This is a genomic window from Celerinatantimonas yamalensis (assembly GCF_046054155.1).
Classification (GTDB): domain Bacteria; phylum Pseudomonadota; class Gammaproteobacteria; order Enterobacterales; family Celerinatantimonadaceae; genus Celerinatantimonas; species Celerinatantimonas yamalensis.
Genome location: NZ_JBEQCT010000001.1, coordinates 358,984 through 380,985, shown reverse-complemented (window position 1 = coordinate 380,985; position 22,002 = coordinate 358,984). Strand labels below are relative to the sequence as shown.

15 protein-coding genes are annotated in these 22,002 nt (G+C 43.2%); 6 read left to right on the top strand and 9 right to left on the bottom strand.

Annotation, left to right across the window (positions count from 1 at the left end; all coding sequences use genetic code 11):
• Positions 1–61: 61 nt before the first annotated feature.
• The 4 genes from ABUE30_RS01920 to ABUE30_RS01905 all read right to left on the bottom strand — a co-directional run bounded on the left by ABUE30_RS01920 (position 62) and on the right by ABUE30_RS01905 (position 3,286).
• Positions 62–568, bottom strand: coding sequence for a GNAT family N-acetyltransferase (locus ABUE30_RS01920; protein WP_408621985.1), 507 nt, complete (start codon positions 566–568; stop codon positions 62–64).
• Positions 569–658: 90 nt separating this feature from the next.
• Entirely contained in the window at positions 659–1,678 is a 1,020-nt protein-coding gene (locus ABUE30_RS01915) for a S66 family peptidase (RefSeq protein ID WP_408621984.1), read from the bottom strand.
• Between the two features lie 325 nt (positions 1,679–2,003).
• The gene (locus tag ABUE30_RS01910; RefSeq protein WP_408621983.1) at positions 2,004–2,489 is read right to left on the bottom strand and encodes a GNAT family N-acetyltransferase; all 486 of its coding nucleotides are present in this window, start codon (positions 2,487–2,489) and stop codon (positions 2,004–2,006) included.
• Positions 2,490–2,719: 230 nt separating this feature from the next.
• On the bottom strand, positions 2,720–3,286 hold the full coding sequence (locus ABUE30_RS01905) for a flavodoxin family protein (protein WP_408621982.1): 567 nt from the start codon (positions 3,284–3,286) through the stop codon (positions 2,720–2,722).
• A gap of 480 nt (positions 3,287–3,766) precedes the next feature.
• On the opposite strand from ABUE30_RS01905, the gene pap reads away from it, so the two are divergent.
• Positions 3,767–5,284, top strand: a complete 1,518-nt coding sequence (gene pap, locus ABUE30_RS01900) for a polyphosphate:AMP phosphotransferase (RefSeq protein WP_408621981.1) — start codon at positions 3,767–3,769, stop codon at positions 5,282–5,284.
• A 285-nt stretch (positions 5,285–5,569) separates the two neighbouring features.
• Here the strand turns inward: pap and ABUE30_RS01895 are convergent, their stop codons facing one another.
• On the bottom strand, positions 5,570–7,261 hold the full coding sequence (locus ABUE30_RS01895) for a SulP family inorganic anion transporter (protein WP_408621980.1): 1,692 nt from the start codon (positions 7,259–7,261) through the stop codon (positions 5,570–5,572).
• A gap of 634 nt (positions 7,262–7,895) precedes the next feature.
• Between ABUE30_RS01895 and ABUE30_RS01890 the strand changes: the two genes are divergently transcribed.
• The gene (locus ABUE30_RS01890) at positions 7,896–8,501 is read left to right on the top strand and encodes a hypothetical protein (protein ID WP_408621979.1); all 606 of its coding nucleotides are present in this window, start codon (positions 7,896–7,898) and stop codon (positions 8,499–8,501) included.
• A gap of 322 nt (positions 8,502–8,823) precedes the next feature.
• Here the strand turns inward: ABUE30_RS01890 and ABUE30_RS01885 are convergent, their stop codons facing one another.
• Complete coding sequence (locus tag ABUE30_RS01885; RefSeq protein ID WP_408621978.1) at positions 8,824–9,528, bottom strand: aspartate/glutamate racemase family protein; 705 nt, start codon at positions 9,526–9,528, stop codon at positions 8,824–8,826.
• Positions 9,529–9,987: 459 nt separating this feature from the next.
• Entirely contained in the window at positions 9,988–10,746 is a 759-nt protein-coding gene (locus ABUE30_RS01880; protein WP_408621977.1) for a LysE family translocator, read from the bottom strand.
• 930 nt (positions 10,747–11,676) lie between these two features.
• On the opposite strand from ABUE30_RS01880, the gene ABUE30_RS01875 reads away from it, so the two are divergent.
• The gene (locus ABUE30_RS01875; RefSeq protein ID WP_408621976.1) at positions 11,677–12,780 is read left to right on the top strand and encodes a GGDEF domain-containing protein; all 1,104 of its coding nucleotides are present in this window, start codon (positions 11,677–11,679) and stop codon (positions 12,778–12,780) included.
• Positions 12,781–12,968: 188 nt separating this feature from the next.
• Here ABUE30_RS01875 and ABUE30_RS01870 read toward each other — a convergent pair whose 3' ends face one another.
• A complete protein-coding gene (locus ABUE30_RS01870; protein WP_408621975.1) occupies positions 12,969–13,871 on the bottom strand; it encodes a GGDEF domain-containing protein in 903 nt (300 codons plus the stop codon).
• A gap of 538 nt (positions 13,872–14,409) precedes the next feature.
• Positions 14,410–15,936, bottom strand: a complete 1,527-nt coding sequence (locus ABUE30_RS01865) for a DUF3612 domain-containing protein (protein WP_408621974.1) — start codon at positions 15,934–15,936, stop codon at positions 14,410–14,412.
• Between the two features lie 155 nt (positions 15,937–16,091).
• Here ABUE30_RS01865 and ABUE30_RS01860 point away from each other — a divergent pair, with 155 nt between their 5' ends.
• From ABUE30_RS01860 to ABUE30_RS01850, 3 genes are all read left to right on the top strand, one after another.
• Complete coding sequence (locus ABUE30_RS01860) at positions 16,092–18,320, top strand: malate synthase G (RefSeq protein WP_408621973.1); 2,229 nt, start codon at positions 16,092–16,094, stop codon at positions 18,318–18,320.
• Positions 18,321–18,398: 78 nt separating this feature from the next.
• Entirely contained in the window at positions 18,399–20,000 is a 1,602-nt protein-coding gene (locus ABUE30_RS01855; RefSeq protein ID WP_408621972.1) for an isocitrate lyase, read from the top strand.
• Between the two features lie 314 nt (positions 20,001–20,314).
• Positions 20,315–21,985, top strand: a complete 1,671-nt coding sequence (locus ABUE30_RS01850; RefSeq protein WP_408621971.1) for a methyl-accepting chemotaxis protein — start codon at positions 20,315–20,317, stop codon at positions 21,983–21,985.
• Positions 21,986–22,002: the final 17 nt, after the last annotated feature.

The following is a 22,002-nucleotide window of genomic DNA, read 5'->3' as shown; positions in this document are numbered from 1 at the left end:
GTAACAAATTGATGGTCTAACCCGAAAACCCCAAACACTCCCAATCCAAGGTTTGAAACGACTAGCTCATCGGGTAATCACTTAACTCAAGCTGCCAATACCCTACCGAAATCCGGCGGTCATGCTTAAACCCAATGTTAGTGAATTCCCCAACCTTTTTAAATCCTAGGCGTTCATGCAACGCAATGCTGGAGTCATTAGGCAAGGCTATCGAACCGATAACGGTTCTTATCCCTAGACGTTTTAATTGTTCCAATAATGCATGATAGATCAAGCGGCCCATTCCCTTGCCTTTTGCCTCTGGCGCGAAGTAAATTGAAGGCTCAACTGTCAAGTTATACGCACTGCGCGCTTTCCATTGCCCTGCATAGGCATAGCCTTGAATTTCACCATCAATGACAACCACCAGCCAAGGCAGCCCAAATTCTTGAACATGTTTAACCCGTGCATGCATTTCAGGCTCCGAGACGGGAGATTCCTCAAAAGAGATCGTCGTATTCACAATATAGTGATTATAAATGCGGGTTATCGCCTCAATATCCAAACGACCAACTTCACGTATATCCATTTATTCTTCCCTGATACAGCTGTTATGGCCACCACATATTAACGAATCTTACAAAGTACAAAATTAGGGGGCCATGTGAATTATTAAAAATTAAGACTCGCCGCTCGATTCAAGCCAATCTGATACTAAGTGAACCGTCTGAAAATCAAAATTAATTTCAGCATTTCCTCCTAACGGGGTCACTAACATTGGATGCGTATGGCATGAATCAAAACCGACTAGAATAGGGACTTTTTGGCCATTTAACACTTCGAGTAAGACATCAAGGGGTTGTCGATTGCTGCCTTGATCATCAAAGATCTCATGTTTACCAAGAATAATAGCGCCGATCTTGTCAAATACCCCGCATAATTTAAGGTGACTAAATGAGCGCTCAACGGTCCCTATCGTTTTTAATGAGTCTTCGATAAATAGAATGTCCCCATCCACAATATCCGGCATATAAGGGCTACCCCATATTCCTGCCATGGTGTTTAAATTACCTCCTATCAAACGACCCCGAACGACGCCACTACCCAAAAATTGCCATTCATTATCTTGAACGGGTTTTGCTGTTGTTTGCGTTTCCCAAGCAAACCGAATATCGGTCCACTTTTCAGGCATACGATAGCGATAGGGTAAGTTGCTAGGGTGACACAGTAGCTGTGAGAACGAGGCAAATGTTTCATCGACAAGAGGGGGAAGCTCGCCCAAAGATGCGACCAATGCTGGCCCATAAAAAGTAATCAGCCCTGTTTTAGCGTAAATACCTAACAATAACGCAGTTACATCCGAATAACCGACAATGATCTTAGGATCTTTCACTAACGCATCATAATCAATATACGGAAGTAATGAATTACTATTGCTTCCACCAATTGTTGACATAATACAGCGAACTTTAGGGTTACGAATCAGCGCATTTAATTCTTGGGCGCGCGCTTCAATGTTCCCTGAGCGATAATAATCTGTTTTACCTGTTAACTCGCCGGCTTCTAATTGAAACCCCTGTGCGCGCAAATAAGATTTGGCGCGCTCAAAACGCTTTGCCGCAAAGTATGTAGCCGGTGAAGACGGTGAGAAAAATCCAATGGTATCCCCTGCTTTCAAAGCTTTTGCAACGATCGTCAACTCGCATCTCCTTATACATAACTGGAATAATAACGCATACAACCTGAGTCATTAATAACTATATATTTTATATGGAGTTATCACAATGCGAAAAGCGGCCAAACAATCACTTCAATACAAATACCACTGATGGCATACGTGCACGGCTAAGCATAGCCATACAACAGCTAAATAGTTACAAACATAACCCCTTTGATGCACCAAACAGTTAATGAGTGATGGCCATCTACTTTATGATATGTTTAGAAAAATGAGATGTTCGAGTTTTTATCAATAGGTGAAGGTTGGCTATCATTGATGTCTTACTATTTTAGCGTTCCCCTCGTTACTTTAACGTTACTTCGACGCTTTTTGAGTACTTATAAAATCCAAATCCAAGAGATAGTACCTTGGGGATGACTTGAATACAGGTAAACCCATTTTTTTCATAAAAATGATGGTTGCGAGTAGCATAATCTGGCGTCTCCAGCGTCCAAGTTGAAACCTGAGGAAATAGCTGTGCTAATTCATTGATCATCCAAGAACCAACGCCAGTATTCATCTGGTGTTGTTGCACATGAATACCTATAATTTCACCTTGCTGATCAGTGAGCTTTAAAATGCAGCTACCAACAAGGCGTCCATTCATTGTGCATTTAAGATACGTATACAAAAGCAACCATTCTTGATGTTTTTGTATGTCATCCAACCTAGGTGGATTGCCATCTTTTACATCATCGGGCCGATAACGTCTATCTTCCATAAATGCGTTAACAGCGAGATCGCGCAGTTCGGCAACATCTAGCGGATTAACTAATTCGAGTAATAACATTATTTCCCTTTTCTAGACGTTTAAATCAACTAATAATCAGCGATCGATTAACAACCTAGGTTTGTTTATAAATAAACCCGAGGATTAAATTTTCTCATAAAATAGTCTGGGTCCGCTAACTTTTTATAACCAAAGTTGAAATACAACGTCTGTTTATCTACCGTTGCCAAAGTCATGCGTCTTAATCCTTGTTATTGCGCATCAAGCAGCTCAAAAGTTCGTTTTTGGCTTCAGGGTTTGTCTGCACACAGAGCTTTAGTTAGTTTAGCCATTCGCTTACCTAAGAACTGCGCTGACAATAGATCCTGAGGATGAACCCTGCCGTCGGTTGATTGCGCGACGACACCCAGCTGGCAACCGAGTCGATTGAGCTCACTGTGTTCCCCATAAGAGGCATTCAAACCGACCCAAAGCATGCCGTGTTGACTTGATAACGTTGAGAAATACTGCAATGTATTCGTCTGATCGCCATTTAACCCTGTCCCCGATGTTATACCTGCCGCAAGCTTTCCCGATAAGACTTGGTCGGTCCAAAACACACTGGTTGCATCAGCAAATGTCTTAAATTGGGCAGATACATTTCCCATATAAGTAGGTGAACCAAAGATAACCGCACGACTGGTTAAAAGCTCTTCTAAAACCAACTCATTCACGAAGCGACCATCGACAATTTCAGTGCCTTTAATGCCATGTGAAAAGGTTTCAAGCCCAGCTTCTTCTATCGCAGTTTGCGTCGCCGACATGAGCGTTTTAGTAATGTCGGATTTTGAATAATAGATAAGAGAAATATCAGCCACAGTGGCTCCTCATAAATTCAAGTTAAATTTAAACCCCAGGTTCGATTTTCTTAGTCATCCATTGATTCACGGAAGAGGTTAATATTGCAATCTAGCATTGCATCAAAGAGTGGTAAAAACAAAAAATCATGAGGGTATAAAATAGTCCCCTGAACGCTCTAATGCGTTTTCCCTAGTAAACCAGTGGCTAAATAAACAACAAATGGGCATTCGCTGCTCCTAGTTACAGCACAATGACATCGTTTCTTGCACGCCTATTCATCGACATCACATGCCAAACGACATCAATTGGGTTAAGTCAACCCCAACGGATTGAACAACCGACACGCCTGAGAATTTGCCCTTTGCAAATGAAAAGCCCCATGACAGCGCATTGGCAATATACTGGCTAATTGAGCGAGCTAAGACAATGCACTCATTATACGCACATCACCCATGCTACATTTAATCCATCACTTTCAATCCGAAGGACAATCACCGATGTTTGAAGCAGCCGAGTTAGGACGTTCAATCAGTAAGCAAGATTGCAAAAAACTGGAACCAGAACTTCGCGAGCAGCTATTGCTCACCCAACTCGCTTTACAACAAGCCAATGTGCCCGTGTTTATTCTGCTAGAAGGTGTGAATAGCAAAGACAAAGGCGAGGTTGTCAATCTTCTCAATCAGTGGTTTGACACTCGAGGACTAGAAGTAAACGGTTTTGGTTCTAAAACTGATGGCGAAGCCCGTCGACCGCGTTTTTGGCGTTATTGGCATAACTTTCCTGCTCGGGGACGTATTGGCTTATTTTATGGTTCTTGGTATAGCGGTGAACTCATCAAGCGATCCACCAAACAGCAAAAAAAGGCTGCGTTTGATACGCATATGCAGCGTATACAAGCATTGGAGACGACACTGGCGCGAGATGGTGCGTTAATTCTTAAATTCTGGCTACATTCATCTAAAGCCACTCAAAAGTCGCGCTTAAAAGAACTTAAAGCGGCCCATAAAAAAGGTTGGAAAAGCTCCCATGCAGACTTTCAGATCCTCACTCACTACTCACGCTATATTCGTTCAGCTGAAAGAGCCGTACGGCTAACGGATCAGGCGATTGCACCTTGGTATGTGATCGATGCCGAGGATGACAACTACCGAAATTTGACCGTGATTAAGCAAATAATTACTACTGTAGACACCCATCTAGCGAATATTCCCCTTGCCTCTCAGGCCACCGAAGCGATCTCTTCACCCACAAACGTTAGCCAAGCGGAACAAAAGCCCGATACACCGACCGAACCTACCATATTAAGTTTGCTCAACCAATCACAAGCCGGCGAACCAGAACATTACCATAAACACCTCGCCAAATTGCAGGAGAAGCTAACCCGCTTGAGCTGGCAGGCGTACCATAAAAACATCAGCTTTATTCTGGTATTTGAAGGTTGGGATGCAGCGGGTAAAGGTGGTGCCATTCGGCGCATTATGCAGGCGGTAGATGCTCGCATTGCCAGAGTTATATCGATAGCAGCACCTACGGATGAAGAAATTGCTCACCATTATTTATGGCGATTCTGGCGACATATACCGGCCTCAGGTAAACACACAATCTATGACCGCAGCTGGTACGGCCGGGTATTAGTCGAGCGAGTAGAAGGCTTCGCAAAAGACAATGAATGGCGACGCGCTTACACCGAAATCAACAACTTTGAGGAACAAATCATCCATCACGGTAGCCTATTGCTTAAATTCTGGCTTCATATCGATCAGCAAGAACAATTACAACGCTTTAAAGCCCGCGAAAACATTCCCTACAAGCAGTATAAGCTCACCGACGATGACTGGCGCAACCGCAATCATTGGCAAGATTATGAAACAGCAGTCAATGACATGGTTGTGCATACCAGCACAGACTATGCTCCTTGGAGCTTGATTGCAGCCAATAACAAACACCATGCCCGCATTGCCGTGCTGGAAGAATTATGTGACAAACTGGAAAAAAAATTAAAACAGACTGACTAATCAACACTCAGAATGAGTCAATATACAGGCATGTACCGCTTAATTCGGGACACAGTAGCAGTTGCAAACCAAGTGACGGCTACTCGACCCGATCTCTTTTCAATCAGTGCCGATCTTGAGCTCTATAAAGTACGAATACTATGGATTTTTCGATAGATATAGCGTTTACAGACGAGAGTCAAAGCTCACTTGTTACCGATTGGCTAATCGGGCTAACACATATATCCTCCTCGCCTAGGCGTCAGAGCCCTAAACCGGAATTTAACAGACGATCCTCTTGCCTTGCTAATTTGGAATTTTATGACGATGTTGAAAAGCATCCACGACATCAGCCACCGAGTCATAATAAGCATCAATTCCAATCAACTCAGTGATGCCAGAACGGTCTAATTCAACACGGACGTTCTCAGATACTTCGGCAAACACCAGACGAATTTCTAATTTTTGTAGTTCTTTAGATAAAGTTGTTAGCGTTTTCGCTGAGGTAAAATCCACATCGTCTACAGCCCCTGCATCGACACAAAACCAATGTAATGGGGGGCGAGCACTATGCAGTAAGTACATAACTTGACGGCGCATATAGGCCGCATTGGCGTAATACATACTATGTGTAAAACGATACACCTGTAAGCCGGGTATCAGCTGAGCGTGATTATTTAGCGAAACTGCACGCCAACGTCCATTGCCAATAGAGACGATCACGCTATTTTGTGGTTGATAGCCATGACGAGTGTGAACCAATAATGAGAGTACAATGGCAAGTAAAATCCCCTGCTCCACGCCCCAAAAAACCACGACTAATGCGGTGATTAAAGCGACCCAAAATTCCCAAGGGCGCTCATATAATATGTTACGCATCCCTTTGATATCAATCAGTTCAATGCCGATCAGAAAAACCACGGTCGATAAGGCCGATTTAGGGAGATAACCCAAAGGCGCAGTGAAGAATAACAATACGATTATCACAATAGCCACCGTGATTAAATGCGCTAGCTGACTACGACCACCCGCTCCATCCACCATTTGAGTTTTGGTCGGACTGCCATTGACCACGAAGGCCCCTGATACAGCGGCACCCAAATTTGCCATTCCCAAGCCAATCAGGTCACCGTTGTCATTTAAGCTTTCATGATGGCGGGTAGCATACGCTCGAGAAGTAGCGGCACTTTGGGCAATAATCACGATAAACATCGCAAAAGCAGAAGGAATTAAATTCTGGAATTGCTGCCAGCTCAGCGACGCAGCGGGCCACTGCAGACTGGGTAAGCCACTAGGAACCGCGCCGAGTAACTTGATCCCATAACCTTGCAAGTCGAAGAGCCAACTCGCAAGGATTGCTGTCATGACGCTGATTAAGGCGCCAGGGATACGTTTGGACCCTAAACGCATCCCGACGATAATAATCAGCGTGGCTAGAGAAATAACCGTCGCGTAAACATTAACCGTTTCCAATTTCTGCCAGTGAAACACTATATTATATAAGCTGCTGATGCCATCAACGTGCATCCCCAACATGCCGGCTATTTGCCCTAAGGAGACTTGCACTCCAACTCCGGTTAAAAACCCAATCAATACGGTGCGAGACAAAAAGTTAGCGAGCATCCCTAAATTTAACATGCGAGCCAACAGCAGCATTACGCCCACCATAAGAGCCAACACCTCAGCGAATGCCAGATAAGCTTGCGACCCCGTCACAGCCATGCCCGCCAATGCCGTTGCCAACATCGCGGCAGTTGCAGAATCGGCCCCAACCACTAGTCGACGAGAAGAGCCAAACATCGCAAACAAAAACATCGGTAATAACATGGTGTAGAGCCCAGTGACAACTGGCACGCCTGCGATTTGGGTGTACCCCATAACCTCGGGGATAGCAAGTGCAGCTAAGGTCAAACCCGCCATGACATCTTGAGAAAACTGAGATCGATTTAGTGGTAATACGCCTTGAAAAAAACGGTACCGCTTATTTCTTATGATCATTTAGATACTCTCATTGAGGCCTTTTCACGGTATGACAAGCGTAGGGAAAATAGGGCTAAAATAGACACTACAGCACAGCTTGTGAGCCATAAATAAACATCCAGAGTCCATTTTTAACGCAGACAAGCATAGCTGTCGAGTAAAGATCTCTGATTATAACTGGTTGCAATTACAACGATCTTGGACGATTTTAAATCTGAGTGGTCATTAGCAATACTCATTTTACGTTTCCTTATTGCATATCGATAGCGATCCTATGGGGTAGTACAACGAACGCCGTGTAATAGAACAATTGCACTCTCTCGAGGACGAACGTCTTATTCAGTGATATTAAAGGCTTTGTTTTTTTCACCAGCACGATTTAGTACAACCGCAGCAAGCTGTATTTCAAAACAAGATTACAGCCGTTAGACCTCGATAGTATAACTGCGTGATTTCAGCCTAAAGAGTAATTCACATTGGAGAAAAAGCATTTAAACGACTCATCATTATCAGACCTCTAACAATAATTTATGACATATCCCAAGAAATGCAGTGATCTCACCTAAGAATATAACTGATTAAAAAATAAAGAATTGAATGTTGAGAACTGCAGTAAAAACGATTCTATGTCAACAGAGACAAGGACACGCTAATGGGGGCGCTGATACAACAAGGAATGTCCGGCGCGTTAGTTGGTATAGTTATTTTTTACTTTTTAAGTTCATTGCTACTACGAAGCTGGGTCCGTATCGATGTTTATCAGCTGATGCTATCCATGGCCGTTACTTTTTTAGTCGCCATAGTTTGCGAAGTTGGTCTGGGTAAACTGTATTTCTTAGTCATAGGTAAACCACTTTGGCAGTATCATGTTTGGCCAATTCATGGAGGTTACACCTCAGCGCTAAACTTCATCATCTGGCCCGTATATGGCGTCTATCAGTATTTCTTGCATCAAGTACTCGTGGCTAAAAAAGTGGAATTACGCCCCCATTGGCTCATTGGTCTGGCTTCGGGAATAGATGGCCCTATATTAGAGATTCTGGCGAATGTTTTCTTCCTACTGTTTTATAAAACTTTCTATTTCTATTATCTACCAGATGACATGAAACACTTTACCTCGGTTCAGGTCGTTCCTTTGTACATGATTATGGGTGCCATTTTGTCCGTAGTACTTGAACATTTACGTAGACGCCCACGTAACTGGCTCTACCCTAGTATATTTTACCTAGCTGGAGTGGCTTTCATTCTGACAGGTTGACACGCAAAGGCACTTTTGCATATTGGCCAGCTCAAATAACTGTCTATTCGACAAGCGCTGATCAAATCGTTGTGTTTTGATAAAGTCAAACGACTGGTAAAAATTAACCCGATAAAGTCGAGGTTCATAATAACGACGTAACGCGATTATCAATACAATATTGCCTACCTTCTTCAACTGCCAACTCATAGTTGGCTCCTAATTTTTTAGGACGTTTTCACGTTAATGAGCATCCACTAGCAATATCAACCTTTGGACAAACCGCATGATTTAATCGTTGCGGCCCAAGCAGAGCAATTACATATCAACCAGGTGCTAAACCTTATAATGTGATTTCTGACAAGGCGAGTTCGATGCCGCTATTAGCATGGATCTCGGTGGTATCATACACGGGGACATCGGTGTCATGTTGCCCAACTAACAACGCAATTTCAGTGCATCCTAAAATGACGGCTTGTGCACCTTGTTTTTGAAGCTTGCTAATAATGGTCAGGTATTGCAATTTAGATTCCGCTCGAACAATACCTTGGCACAACTCATTATAAATCACATCATGCACAATCGTTTGATCGTCAGCATTGGGAACAACCACTTCAATCCCAAATTTGTCGATTAAGCGGCCTTTATAAAAATCTTGCGCCATGGTAAACCGTGTGCCCAGTAAACCTACTTTATTCACTTGGTCACGCACCAACAATTGTGCGGTTGCATCGGCAATATGCAAGACAGGGATCGTGATTGCTGATTCGATCTCAGAAACCACCTTATGCATGGTATTGGTACAAATCATCAGAAAATCAGCACCGCCCTGCTCCACCAAATGCGCTGCTCGGGATAAAATTTCAGCCGTTTCGGCCCATTTTCCCTCATGTTGTAATTTTTCAATCTCATCAAAATCGACACTGTACAAGCAAATTTTTGCCGAGTGTAAACCGCCTAATCTCGACTTGATTCCTCTATTAATTGCAGCATAGTAGCTGGCTGTTGATTCCCAGCTCATGCCCCCCAAAAGTCCAATCGTCTTCATAGATACTCCATTATAATTTACTTAATACCCTATCGCGAAAATGTGAAAAATAGGCGTAATATTAAAACTAGCACCTGATGTCATGAGCAGGGCTGTCAGTTTCAGAATCGATCCAAAGCGAAGATAACATCTTCCAGCAGCTGTATCATCAAGGATGCTCACGTGTGGTGATTGAAGCCTAAGCTGCAAGCCCCACACGAGAGGCGAACAGATCTATCACCGTCGAGTGTAATTAAATCACTCGGCTCGGTGGAGTTGAAACAATCAATTCAGATGCACGCTCGCCCACACGAAAGTGATGGTCTCGCCAAAAATATCGATAAACGAGCGTGAGTCACGCTACAACGATACGGCCTCGTTGTCTATCTCATTAACCTTTTGGCGGCAGAGGCAATTGCGAACGAGTCACTCACTGGCAATTTTGCCGCGCGGCGAAATTCGCCCTGATACGTACTTTCGCTAGCTTTGTGTCGCAACTAGTAATTTGATTCCAAACAAACCAAACAAACTTGCAGCAACTCTATACAACCATTTTTTCACCGCTTTACTCGCCGACAATCTTCGGCTCATTGATGATGAAGCCCGAGCAATAAAATGGCACCAGATCATACCGTTGAAGTTAAAAACTAAACCAAGTACCAAAAAAGCTAATGTTTTATTATCACTGGATGTAGATATAAACTGAGGCATAAAAGATAGAAAAAATAACGCCACTTTAGGATTGAATAAGTTTGTAACTATACCTTGAATATATATTCTTTTTAAAGATGCTTTTTCCGGTTTAATGACTTTGATGTCCTCATCCAAGCAACTGCTTCTAAACATGCCAATCGCCATATAAAGCAGATACATTCCTCCTAAAATTTTCACGATCGTGAACGCAGTCGCTGAAGTCGCTAAAATAGCAGATAAACCCAATGCCGCCGCGATGATGTGAATAAGCGTTCCCGTGCCGATACCCAGTGCTGCCGATGAGCCAGCTTTAAACCCCTGACTCGCAGCCCTGCCAGCGATGAGTATCGAGTCAGGCCCAGGAATAATATTAAGCAAAATGCCGGACGCTACAAATAACCAAAAATTTTCGATACCAAGCAATGTAAATACTCCGTTTCTATCGTTGAAAACTGCCGTTTTATTAAGATCTGAGCAATACACTGACCAAACTGCTACATAACGTTTGAACCCCAAAAACACAACAAACCCAAAAGCGCCATTCATTGGCGCAGCCTACTTGACCAATTGGGGTGGATCATTCTTGCTTAACTCAGGTAAGGGAAGACTCAAACTTTAATCTACAATCCCACTTGCTATGCGGCGACTCAATACAGTGACACTCGTTGTCGAAAGCCACGCTCAGTCATCGTCTGGATCTCAAACTCGCATTATGCAATGCGAGAGTTAGCTTATGATGTATATCACCACAAGGCAAAATAGTCATGTCAGTATTGATATCGGCCAAACACTATTGCTAGCTTCACCCAACGGCCCGACTTTCATGTCGCTACTCTCAACAATAAAAATGACATGTTTCAAACTCTCCGGCAACATTCATTATCAATCACGTGCCAACACAGAGCAACAACATGCAGTTCGCTATATAAAGAAGTTCTAGCATACAATGTAATCTGCTTTTTTAAAGTCGCTTATTCACACCGGGTCACTGCTGATATATGATCTGCATCGAAAAAGTTGTAATACTGAAAATCATGCAGATAGCAGCGCCGAATGCGGGAGTAAGATATCCACAATCTAATGATCAGGTGTGTAACTCTTCGCTAAAATAGCGATAAGCAAGCTCTATACAAATTTGGGTGAAACAGCAATTACCAACAGCCAAGGTTGTGCCGATCCCACTATCTGAGTCATGGCAAACTGACCGTTCATCATGCCCAATAACCCTTGGGTTTTGCGTTTGTCTTTATGCTATTCACATGTTCCGGAATCATCAACATGTATGTAAAACTCACTCATAGCTTTATAAGGAATCGCATTGTGTTAGGCTATTCAGCACATAATTGATGCTCTGCAATATAAAAACAACAACTCGGTGAGTTGCTTGCCGAAGTCCCTGCCACTGCGCCCTATATTTTGATGGCAGTACAACAGATGGTTTTTCTAAGCTTGCTATTGATTAAATTGGGAATAAAAATGGACCGACCTTTTTCTTTGCCACCTCGTCTGCGTCACTACCTACTTGGCTCAGATAATTTGCCATTATTTTATCAAGTCCATCACACATTGCTATTGCTTACCTGCGTATTTTTGGCCATCTCGGCAACGTTCAATTTTGCTTATCTCGATATTCCCTTCATCTACAATTGGATCCTATTAGCAAATAGTTTAATGCAGATTGTATTGTGGTATTTCTCCCGATATAAACAGCAATTTAAGCGAATGGCGATCATTTATGTATTTAATATCTTATTTGTCAGTTTACCGCTCAATTGGTTTATGGACGCTGGCTCTTACGGCCCAACGCTGGCTTTCACCTATATTGCTGTCATTTATTGCACAGTGGTTTTATACGAGATCAATTACTTCCGCTTACCGATCGTATTTATGATGGTGGCTCAACCTTTAGTATTGATCCAGATTGAACACATACATCCCAGTTGGATATTGACGTATACCCAGCCAGAACAACGTTATGAAGATATTATGATCTGTAACTTGATCTCGTTGATGCTCATGATTGCCATGATGGGGGTTTACTCGCGTAAGCTGAATCACGAGATCAACCGCGCAAATCAATATGCGCGGCGTCTAAAACAAATCAGTGAAACCGATTCATTAACGCAACTAAAAAATCGCAGTTTTATTTTGGACATATTTAGAAAAATTTTCACCACCTCTTACCATTTACACGTTCTTGTCGTCGACATCGACCACTTCAAACACATTAATGACAGCTACGGACACAGCTCCGGTGACCAAGTTCTGGTTCAAGTCGCCGCATGTATGCAAAAATATTGTCATCAACACGGGGCGCTATTAAGCCGTTATGGTGGTGAAGAGTTTATTATTATTGCGTTCTTCCAAACTTTTGCGCAAACCGTCGATCTAGCTGACCATCTACGCCGCCAAGTCGCCACTTTGTCATTCAGTCATTGTGAAAACGTCACCATTAGTATCGGTGTTGCACAGCGAGAAAAACATGATTCGCACCACCAATTGATAAAACGTGCCGATCAGGCGCTCTATCAGGCGAAACGCCATGGTCGTAATCGTGTTTGCGTCACACCAGCCTCTTAGCCGCGATATCGTTGAAGGCTCTTGTACCTGCTCCGTCAGCTTAATTCTGCTTGGTTTGACTCTCGTCAACCAGTCTGCCTATCGAATATCGTTTCGATTTTTGGACTGCAATGGATACCTTTTAAGTTTCAATGCAGATCACGGCTCACTTCACTTACACCGGTTAAGACACTGCAACTAATTTGGTATTAACTGGCTACCACTTGATCTTTACCGCATCGTTTCGCTTCATACAAAGCGCCATCAGCACGTTTCAAGGTATCTTCATATGATCGGTCTACTGGCTCCATAGTCGCAACACCTATACTGATGCTAACCGTGGTCTCACCAGTGGAAAGTAGACTCATATCACGTTTAACTTTCTTTCGTAGCCGATTGGCAAATTGCACCGCCTGTTCTAATTCAATACTCGGCAAGCCAATCACGAATTCATCGCCCCCAAAGCGACAGGCAATATCCGTTTTCCTCAGTTCTGACCGACAAATGTCGCCAATCATCATGATGATTTCATCACCCGCATAATGACCAAGGGTATCATTAACTATTTTTAGGTTATCGAGGTCAAACATCAAGATAGAGGTTGGCACCGCGTGCCGTTCAAATGCGTCATAATGAAGTATCAGATCGTGTTCAAGTTTTCTGCGATTAAACAGCCCTGTGAGCTGATCGGTATCACTGAGCTCTCGAAGTTTAATCTCCATTTCATGTCGCTCTGAAATATTGCTGGCCACCCAAAGCACCACGGACTCACCGTCAATCAAAAAATCGAGCTTTTGAATACGGCCTTCAAACCAAATAGGTTGCTGTGGTCCGTCCGCTAGGGCCCTATCTATCTCTACATTATGCAGTTCATACTCTCTGATCAACAACTTATTCGATTCCAACGCAAGCGCAATTTGTTCCAGAAACCACTTTGCCTTTTCACCTTCAACAATGTCGGAAATACGCAACCCAATAAGCTCTTTGCCACTATGATAATAACGGGTATCACGCCCGCCGAACACGTCAATATATTTACCACTACGTGACAATATAAAAACAGGGTCTGGCAATGCTTCCATTATACTGACCATCTGTTCAATACTAATCATAAAAACACTCGGCGAAATTATCCTAAATAATACTGCCCCATATAACACCCAAGGTATTAATTCTGGGCGACCGGCGTCTAGCTATAAGCTTTCATATAATATCGGTTAAGTAGATTTGTCAAAAACGACTCCATCATCAAACAGCATTTAATCAGTTAGCTATATATGAGCATAGCGACAAATACAGCCATTAGCTAAACAAAAACACATAATGACACAACTAGAAAATAACTAACTTTTTACTCTTTTTGCCGGACCACTATCAATTGTTTACTGTACAACCTTTGAGATTAGCGCCCAAAGTGACAAATATGCTTAAATTTTTAATAAACAGCGTGAACGTTTTCAGCATGCTTTTCAGACAGTCTTCAACTTTTGTTCTTGATACTGTCGCGTTCATCTGACTCAATATCAAACGACCCACACAAAACGAACCGCAGTGACAAGCGCATTGACGAACAAGCGTTGTCTTAACAAAAATTATTTTTTTTCCAACTAGTCTTCTCTGCTACAGCACCACTATTTTCAAAGCAACTGCCTAATTCACCTCACATTTTAGATAACAATTCGAAGATCTTGGGCAGACCGCACCTCGGGAACAAATAAGCCTCGCGTCGTTGCCGATCCCCCGTTCTATCCAGTTAATATTGAGAATTTTTGCCACGCTCATGAGATCCTTTTTAATAATTTGAGGAATCGGCGAAGAGCCATTTTTGGTCACGCAGGCTTTCCGTAGATCGCTGGCGATACTAAGAGCATCTTTGCCTTGGGCATCAATAGCAGGATTGAGATCGATACCTGAACAAAGCACATGACTGTTGCCCGCAAGATCGTGCACCTTAATTGATTCGCAGGCGTAAATGCGTGATTCATCCCCCACATCGAGAATGGAAATTTGCGCAGAAGTGCCTGAACTGAGATCGTTAATTTTGCGAAATACCGACCAGTGCTGACAAGGGTCTTTCACGATGCTCATGTTGCCCCAAGGCAGTGGAATGCCGTTGCCTCGATAAACTGCTTTGAGTTTGCCCGGCGCATAGGCATCGAAATAATGCCAATGGGGATACGGCGAAACCGCGGTCATTCGACGCATAGTGACAGACTCTGAAACGTCGGCCAACCTTGCGGTGTTGATCTCATAACCGTTGCGATCCAGCATTTGTCGAAACGGCACTTTGGGGCACAGTAATGCCCCAGCAAAAAAACTACATTCAAAATCTCGCCATGCAAACAAAACATCCTGAGCATCCATTCCCGACGATTGTAATTTGGCATTGTTCGCTTGTAAGGGCGAGATCTCATCACGCCCAGTGACGAGCACATTTTGCATGCTGTCGTTGTCGTGTAATACCGCATGGCCAATGTGCACAGCAAGATTGTATTTCAGGCGTTGCGGTTGAGCTTTCATAATTTGGTTAATGTAAATCGTGCAAGGTGGCACAAAGAAAGAGGTGACCACATGGCTTTTATCAATGCCCATCTCTTGCAAAACCTCGATGGGCGTCTTAGCGAACCACTCGATCCGCAATCCCATTTGCTTGGTGATGGCGACAATCTCATCAAGACTTAATGGCAAACGCTTGAGCCCTACTTCTTCGGCCGCGCGCTCTAAATCAGGGAAATGATTTTGATGATGTTCTTGGTGAGCACGGATCAGTAAGTGAGCAAATTGACGGCCATTGGTACCAGTTTGAGAAAGCATTTCAGGGATGGCAATTTGCAATATTTCTTTAGAAAACAAAAAGTTTGGCTCTAATGCCATCCCATTGATGCCACCACCTGAGCCTTTAGATGGGGTGATAGCCTCCTCTTCGGGAATATCGTCAAGAAACCAATCAACACTTTTTTGAAACACACTGGCAATGACTTCCAAAACGTCTTCACTGGGGATGCGTTTCCCTCGCTCAATCATGGACAAATAAGACACCGATGGCGCAGCTTCTGCGTCCACTTTAATGCATCGCGCCGATAAATCCTCCATCGTCAAGCAGTTACGTTTACGTAGGTTACGGATCTTGGTGCCCAAAAAATGGGCTTTGCGATTGAGACTATTTTTACTTTTCATTTTTGTAAAATTTACACTGTGTAATTCTTATTGTGAAATTTTAAGTTAATAGGAGATAGAGTGTAAATCAAGCAATTGTTAACAACTAGTAAACGAATTGCGACATCCTACACATAAACAAATTTGAAGTAGACCGATCAAAGAAGGAAAGCGAGATGACGATGCCCTCATCTAAATATAAAAATATGATCAACTCAGGCTTTTACACCTTCATTAACGACGAAGTATTGCCCCTTCACACGATCGAGCCGGCACTATTTTGGCGTAATCTTGAGCAGCTAATCGAAGATTTAGCCCCTATAAACCGTCAGCTATTAGCCACTCGAGACCAGATGCAGCAGCAGATTGATCAATGGCACTTGGCTCACCAAGGTCGACTAATGGACATCTCTGTCTACGAGACGTTCTTGCGTGAAATAGGTTACTTGATCACCGAAGGTGAGGCTTTCACCATCAATACCACCAACGTGGATGCCGAAATTGCCACTTTGGCAGGGCCGCAATTGGTGGTCCCGGTTAAAAATGCCCGCTTTGCACTCAATGCGGCAAATGCACGCTGGGGCAGTTTGTACGATGTTTTTTACGGCACGGATGTGATCCCAAAAACGGCCGAATGGACAACCAATCAAGGTTACAACCCCATTCGGGGTAAACAGGTGATTGCCAAAGCCAAAGCCTTTTTGGATGACATATTTACTCTCGAATCAGGCTCGCATAAAAACGTAACCCTCTACACGGTGCATGCCCGCCAATTGTTGGCTTTCTTAGATGATGGACGCCAAACCAGTTTACGGCAACCTAGCCAACTGGTCGCGGTAAATGGGCAACACAGTGAACCAGACGCCATCTTGCTGAAAAATCATGGATTGCACGTAGAAATTCAGTTTGATTGCAATGGGGCCAATGGCGCGAACGACAAGGCCCATATTAATGACATCGTGATTGAATCGGCGTTAAGCACCATTATTGACTGCGAAGATTCTGTTGCGGCAGTGGACGCCGAAGACAAGATCGAAGTGTACCGTAACTGGTTGGGGTTGATGCAAGGGACCTTGGCTGCGCGCTTTGAAAAAGATGGACAAATGCAAACCCGCCGCATGAATCCTGATCGCATTTTTACAGATTTGGAGGGTCATGAATACCGTTTACATGGCCGCGCTCTGTTGTTGGTGCGTAATGTCGGGCATTTGATGGAATGCGACTTGATGCAAGATGCACAGGGCAATTTTGTTCCTGAAGGGATCATAGATGCGGTGGTAACTAGCTTGATCGGCGCGCTGGATTTAAAACGAACAGAAGGCATACGCAATAGCCGCACAGGCAGTATTTACATTGTTAAACCCAAAATGCATGGCCCAGACGAAGTTGCCTTTAGCTGTGAGTTATTTGCACGTGTTGAGCAGATGCTGGACTTACCAGAGAACACCATCAAGATCGGCATCATGGATGAAGAACGTCGCACGACCTTGAACTTAAAAGAGTGTATTCGTCAGGCGAAATCGCGGGTGTTCTTCATCAATACGGGCTTTTTAGATCGCACGGGCGATGAAATTCATACCAGTATGCACGCAGGGCCTTTTTTGCCAAAAGATCAGATCAAAAACCAGCCATGGATTCAGGCCTATGAAAATCGCAATGTGGATATCGGCTTACAATGTGGTCTACCCGGCAAGGCACAAATTGGCAAAGGCATGTGGGCCATGCCGGATGAAATGGCGGCCATGATGGAGGCAAAAATTGCGCATCCTAAAGCTGGAGCGAGCACCGCTTGGGTACCGTCACCCACTGCGGCGACGCTGCATGCATTGCATTATCACCATGTGGATGTATTTCAGATGCAGGCGCTTATCAAACACCGTGCTCAAGCGGGTTTAACAGAGTTGCTCACCATCCCAATCATTCCAAGCAATCTGACCTTATCGAGTCAAGAGATTGAGCGAGAAATTGAAAACAACGTTCAGGGTTTATTGGGTTATGTTGTGCGCTGGGTAGAGGCTGGCGTAGGTTGTTCCAAAGTGCCCGATATTCACAACGTGGCTTTAATGGAAGACCGCGCCACCTTGCGCATTTCCAGCCAACATTTGGCCAATTGGCTGCTCCATAGCGTGTGCCATAAATCACAGATAGACGAAGTGATGCAGCGCATGGCATTCGTCGTAGATGAACAAAATAAACAGACCCAAGGTTACCGTCCAATGGGGCCCCGTTCCTTAATTCATCAAGAATCACTCAACGATCACGATGAACCGAGCCTCGCTTTTCAAGCGGCGCAAGATCTGATTTTTAAAGGCGTGATTCAGCCCAATGGGTACACAGAACCGGTATTGCATGCATACCGAGTTAAAGCAAAACGCCCTTTTAACGAGCCACATATGCAAATTTAAAAACGAGCCCATTTTAAACAACGTATTAGCAAGCACATTAGTCGTGCTAATTAAAGCAACCCGAAAGAGAGAAACAATATGCAAACTTACAAAAATAAAACCCTACAAGCGAGCCAAACCATCTCTGAACAAGGCCCAACATGGGCAGCGATGAATCCCGAATACGTGGTGAGAATGCAATTACAAAACCGCTTTAATACCGGCTTAGATATTGCTAAATATACGGCCAAGATTATGCGTGCAGACATGGCAAGCTATGATCTTGACCCGGCGAACTACACGCAATCGCTAGGATGCTGGCATGGTTTTATCGGTCAACAAAAAATGATTTCCGTTAAGAAGCATTTTGGAACAACTCATGGCCGTTACCTGTACCTTTCGGGTTGGATGGTGGCCGCCATGCGCTCTGAATTTGGCCCGTTACCCGACCAATCCATGCATGAGAAAACCTCAGTACCAGCCTTGATCGAAGAATTGTACACTTTTTTAAAACAAGCGGATGCGCGTGAATTACAGCATTTATTCAAAGAAATGGACGAAGCTAGAAAGGCCGGCGACCAACTACGTGAGCAATCAATACAGCAAAAAGTCGATCACTTTGCGACTCATGTTGTGCCTATTATTGCCGATATTGATGCGGGCTTTGGTAACGAAGAAGCCACCTATCTACTAGCGAAAAAGATGATTGAAGCCGGTGCTTGCTGTATTCAGATCGAAAACCAAGTGTCTGATGCCAAACAATGTGGTCACCAAGATGGCAAAGTAACTGTGCCACACGAAGACTTCTTGGCGAAAATCAACGCTGTTCGTTACGCCTTTTTGGAACTGGGCGTAGACGATGGCGTGATCGTCGCGCGGACCGACTCTTTAGGTGCTGGTTTAACGCAGAAGATTCCTGTATCCCGCACCAAAGGCGACTTAGCTGAACAATATACGGCATTTATTGATGGTGAAGAAGTGACCTCGCTTGATCAGATGAAATCTGGCGATATGGTGATTAAACTAGGCGATCGCTTGATTAAACCGACTCGCTTAGCCAATGGCTTGGTGCGCTTTAAACCCAATACTGGGGAAGATCGCGTCGTATTAGATTGCATCACCTCATTACAACATGGCGCAGATTTATTGTGGATCGAAACAGAAAAACCACATATCGGACAAATCGCCAGTCTGGTGAATCGCATTCGTGAGATCGTCCCAAATGCTAAGTTGGTTTACAACAACAGCCCATCTTTCAACTGGACATTAAACTTCCGTCAACAAGTGTTTGATGCGTGGTTGGCCGAAGACAAAGATGTGAGCGAATACCAACGTGACCAATTGATGTCCCAAGCATACGATGACATGCCACTGGCCATCGAAGCCGATGAAAAAATTCGTCGCTTCCAAAAAGACGCAGCAGCGCAAGCAGGGATCTTCCATCACTTGATTACCCTGCCAACCTACCACACGGCCGCGTTGTCTACCGACAATTTGGCAAAAGATTACTTCAGCGAACTAGGCATGTTGGGATATGTCAAAGAGGTACAACGTCAAGAGATCCGCCAAGGTCTGGCTTGTGTGAAACACCAAGATATGTCTGGCTCCAATATTGGTGATGACCACAAGGAGTATTTCTCTGGCGAACAGGCACTGAAAGCGTCGGGTAAAGATAACACCATGAATCAATTTGCGCTCTAATGCGGTTTATTGATAATAAATAAAAATTACACATTAATAATAAAGACCAGTAGTTTATCCTGCTGGTTTTTATCATATGTTTATATCAACCCCCTTTATTAATAATTTCACTTGGCTTATTAGTATCTTCCAATATTTTTTATCTCTTTATTTTCATCTGTCTTTTAGATTATTTATTTAGCAAACTTTAGTGATCTTATTCACGAGACAAATAAACTAAAAATAGTGATCTAAATCACTAAATGTAACTACAACAAGTGTAGGTTGTTAATTACTCGAATTATTAGTAATATCTAAAATGAGGAAGGATCGACATGTTTTCATCACTAAAAATGAGAATTTATTTACTGGCATTCGGTCCTTTTTTACTGATCTCCATCATTAGTGCTTTTACTCAATTTAGGACATTAAACACGGTAAATGATGGTATTTCTAAATTAGTAAAGAATGCAACAATTGAAACAGAAAAAAATCGCTTGGTAACCATCATTGATTCAGCCTTCAGTATTATCCAACCTGATATAAATAAACCCGGAGTAGAAGGCTTAGATGACGCATTGGCCTTGCTGAAAAGTTATAATTTTGATACTGGGAGAGGCTACTTATACGCTTATGATATAAATGGTCTAAGATTAATGGACGGATCAGGTTCACGAACTAATATTAACATGATCAATTCGAAAGATACGCACGGTAACTTTTTCATTAAAAATATCATCAACTCAGCAGTTAATCAAAATGGCTTTAGCCAGTATTATTTCCCAAAACCAGGAGAAACAAAATCGAGTAGTAAATATAGCTACGCTCGTTACATTCCCCAGTGGAATCTTGTGATTGGCACGGGATTTTATATGGATAGTGTAGAAAAGGTCGTTTCAGATATAAAAACCTCAATGAGCACGATTAAACGAGACAATTTATCGGTTGCTTTTATTATTTTAGCGGTAGTTTTCGCTCTGATTACTGCGATGGTTTTGCTCTCGTCGAAGGCTGTTTTAGGACCACTATTCACCCTCAGTCATGCGGTTAAACAATTAGCGAGTGGCCATGGTGATTTAACTCAAAAACTACCGGCCAGTTCAATTGATATTTTGAATCGTATTTCTAGTGACTTTAATACCTTTTTAGCAACCATGTCCGTTGATATCAGTCACCTTAAACGTTCTAGCAATGCTTTGATTACCATTTCAGTTAATTCTAATGACCAGCGAGATAAGCTGGCTGAAGTGTCCGATCGTCAAATTAGTGAAACTAATTTAGTGGCTAGTGCGATTGAAGAAATGAAAGCAAACTCAAATGAGATTGCTGAAAATGCTGAATCCACTCGGTTGTCAGCCGAAAGCACTGAGGCAGAAATACAACAAATGCTACAACAGGTTAATCTGTCTAGCCATCAGCTGAAAGGGTTAAGTTTGGCATTGAATACAGTTGAACAGTCCATTGAGGTACTAGGTGAAAATGTTGCTGAAATTGATCTAGTTCTTGGTGTCATTCAAGGGATCTCCGAACAGACCAATCTTTTAGCCTTGAACGCAGCCATTGAAGCCGCAAGAGCAGGTGAACAAGGCCGAGGTTTTGCCGTAGTCGCCGATGAGGTGAGAAATTTGGCCCTACGTAGTCACCAAAGTACAGTGAAAATTAAAGAGATTCTCGAAAAACTTCAACAAAGTACCGTAAGAGCCACAGAAGAAATGCATGAATCACTCAACCAACGAGAATGTGTTGTTGGAGCCATGGCCAAAATTAATGAAATCATTAACTCTAGTACCCAATCAATTAAAAACTTAACGCAAATGAATGTTCAGGTTTCTACTGCAGCCTATATGCAATCCCAAGTCGCTAACGATATCGCTAAGAATGTGGTTGGCATTGCTGAGCTTGCCAAAAATATCGGCAAGGACTCTGCTCAAACAGCCGAACAAATCGCTTTATTAGAAAACCAATCTCAAATAATTAAAGGGATTAGTGATAAATTTAAAGTGTAATTGACTAAAAAATAAAA

What these genes read in the sequence shown, in the direction of transcription:
- ABUE30_RS01920 (WP_408621985.1), bottom strand. Translation starts at nt 568, where the DNA reads ATGGATATACGTGAAGTTGGTCGTTTGGATATTGAGGCGATAACCCGC.
- ABUE30_RS01910 (WP_408621983.1), bottom strand. Translation starts at nt 2,489, where the DNA reads ATGTTATTACTCGAATTAGTTAATCCGCTAGATGTTGCCGAACTGCGC.
- pap (WP_408621981.1), top strand. Translation starts at nt 3,767, where the DNA reads ATGTTTGAAGCAGCCGAGTTAGGACGTTCAATCAGTAAGCAAGATTGC.
- ABUE30_RS01895 (WP_408621980.1), bottom strand. Translation starts at nt 7,261, where the DNA reads ATGATCATAAGAAATAAGCGGTACCGTTTTTTTCAAGGCGTATTACCA.
- ABUE30_RS01890 (WP_408621979.1), top strand. Translation starts at nt 7,896, where the DNA reads ATGGGGGCGCTGATACAACAAGGAATGTCCGGCGCGTTAGTTGGTATA.
- ABUE30_RS01885 (WP_408621978.1), bottom strand. Translation starts at nt 9,528, where the DNA reads ATGAAGACGATTGGACTTTTGGGGGGCATGAGCTGGGAATCAACAGCC.
- ABUE30_RS01880 (WP_408621977.1), bottom strand. Translation starts at nt 10,746, where the DNA reads ATGAATGGCGCTTTTGGGTTTGTTGTGTTTTTGGGGTTCAAACGTTAT.
- ABUE30_RS01875 (WP_408621976.1), top strand. Translation starts at nt 11,677, where the DNA reads ATGGACCGACCTTTTTCTTTGCCACCTCGTCTGCGTCACTACCTACTT.
- ABUE30_RS01870 (WP_408621975.1), bottom strand. Translation starts at nt 13,871, where the DNA reads ATGATTAGTATTGAACAGATGGTCAGTATAATGGAAGCATTGCCAGAC.
- ABUE30_RS01865 (WP_408621974.1), bottom strand. Translation starts at nt 15,936, where the DNA reads ATGAAAAGTAAAAATAGTCTCAATCGCAAAGCCCATTTTTTGGGCACC.
- ABUE30_RS01860 (WP_408621973.1), top strand. Translation starts at nt 16,092, where the DNA reads ATGACGATGCCCTCATCTAAATATAAAAATATGATCAACTCAGGCTTT.
- ABUE30_RS01855 (WP_408621972.1), top strand. Translation starts at nt 18,399, where the DNA reads ATGCAAACTTACAAAAATAAAACCCTACAAGCGAGCCAAACCATCTCT.
- ABUE30_RS01850 (WP_408621971.1), top strand. Translation starts at nt 20,315, where the DNA reads ATGTTTTCATCACTAAAAATGAGAATTTATTTACTGGCATTCGGTCCT.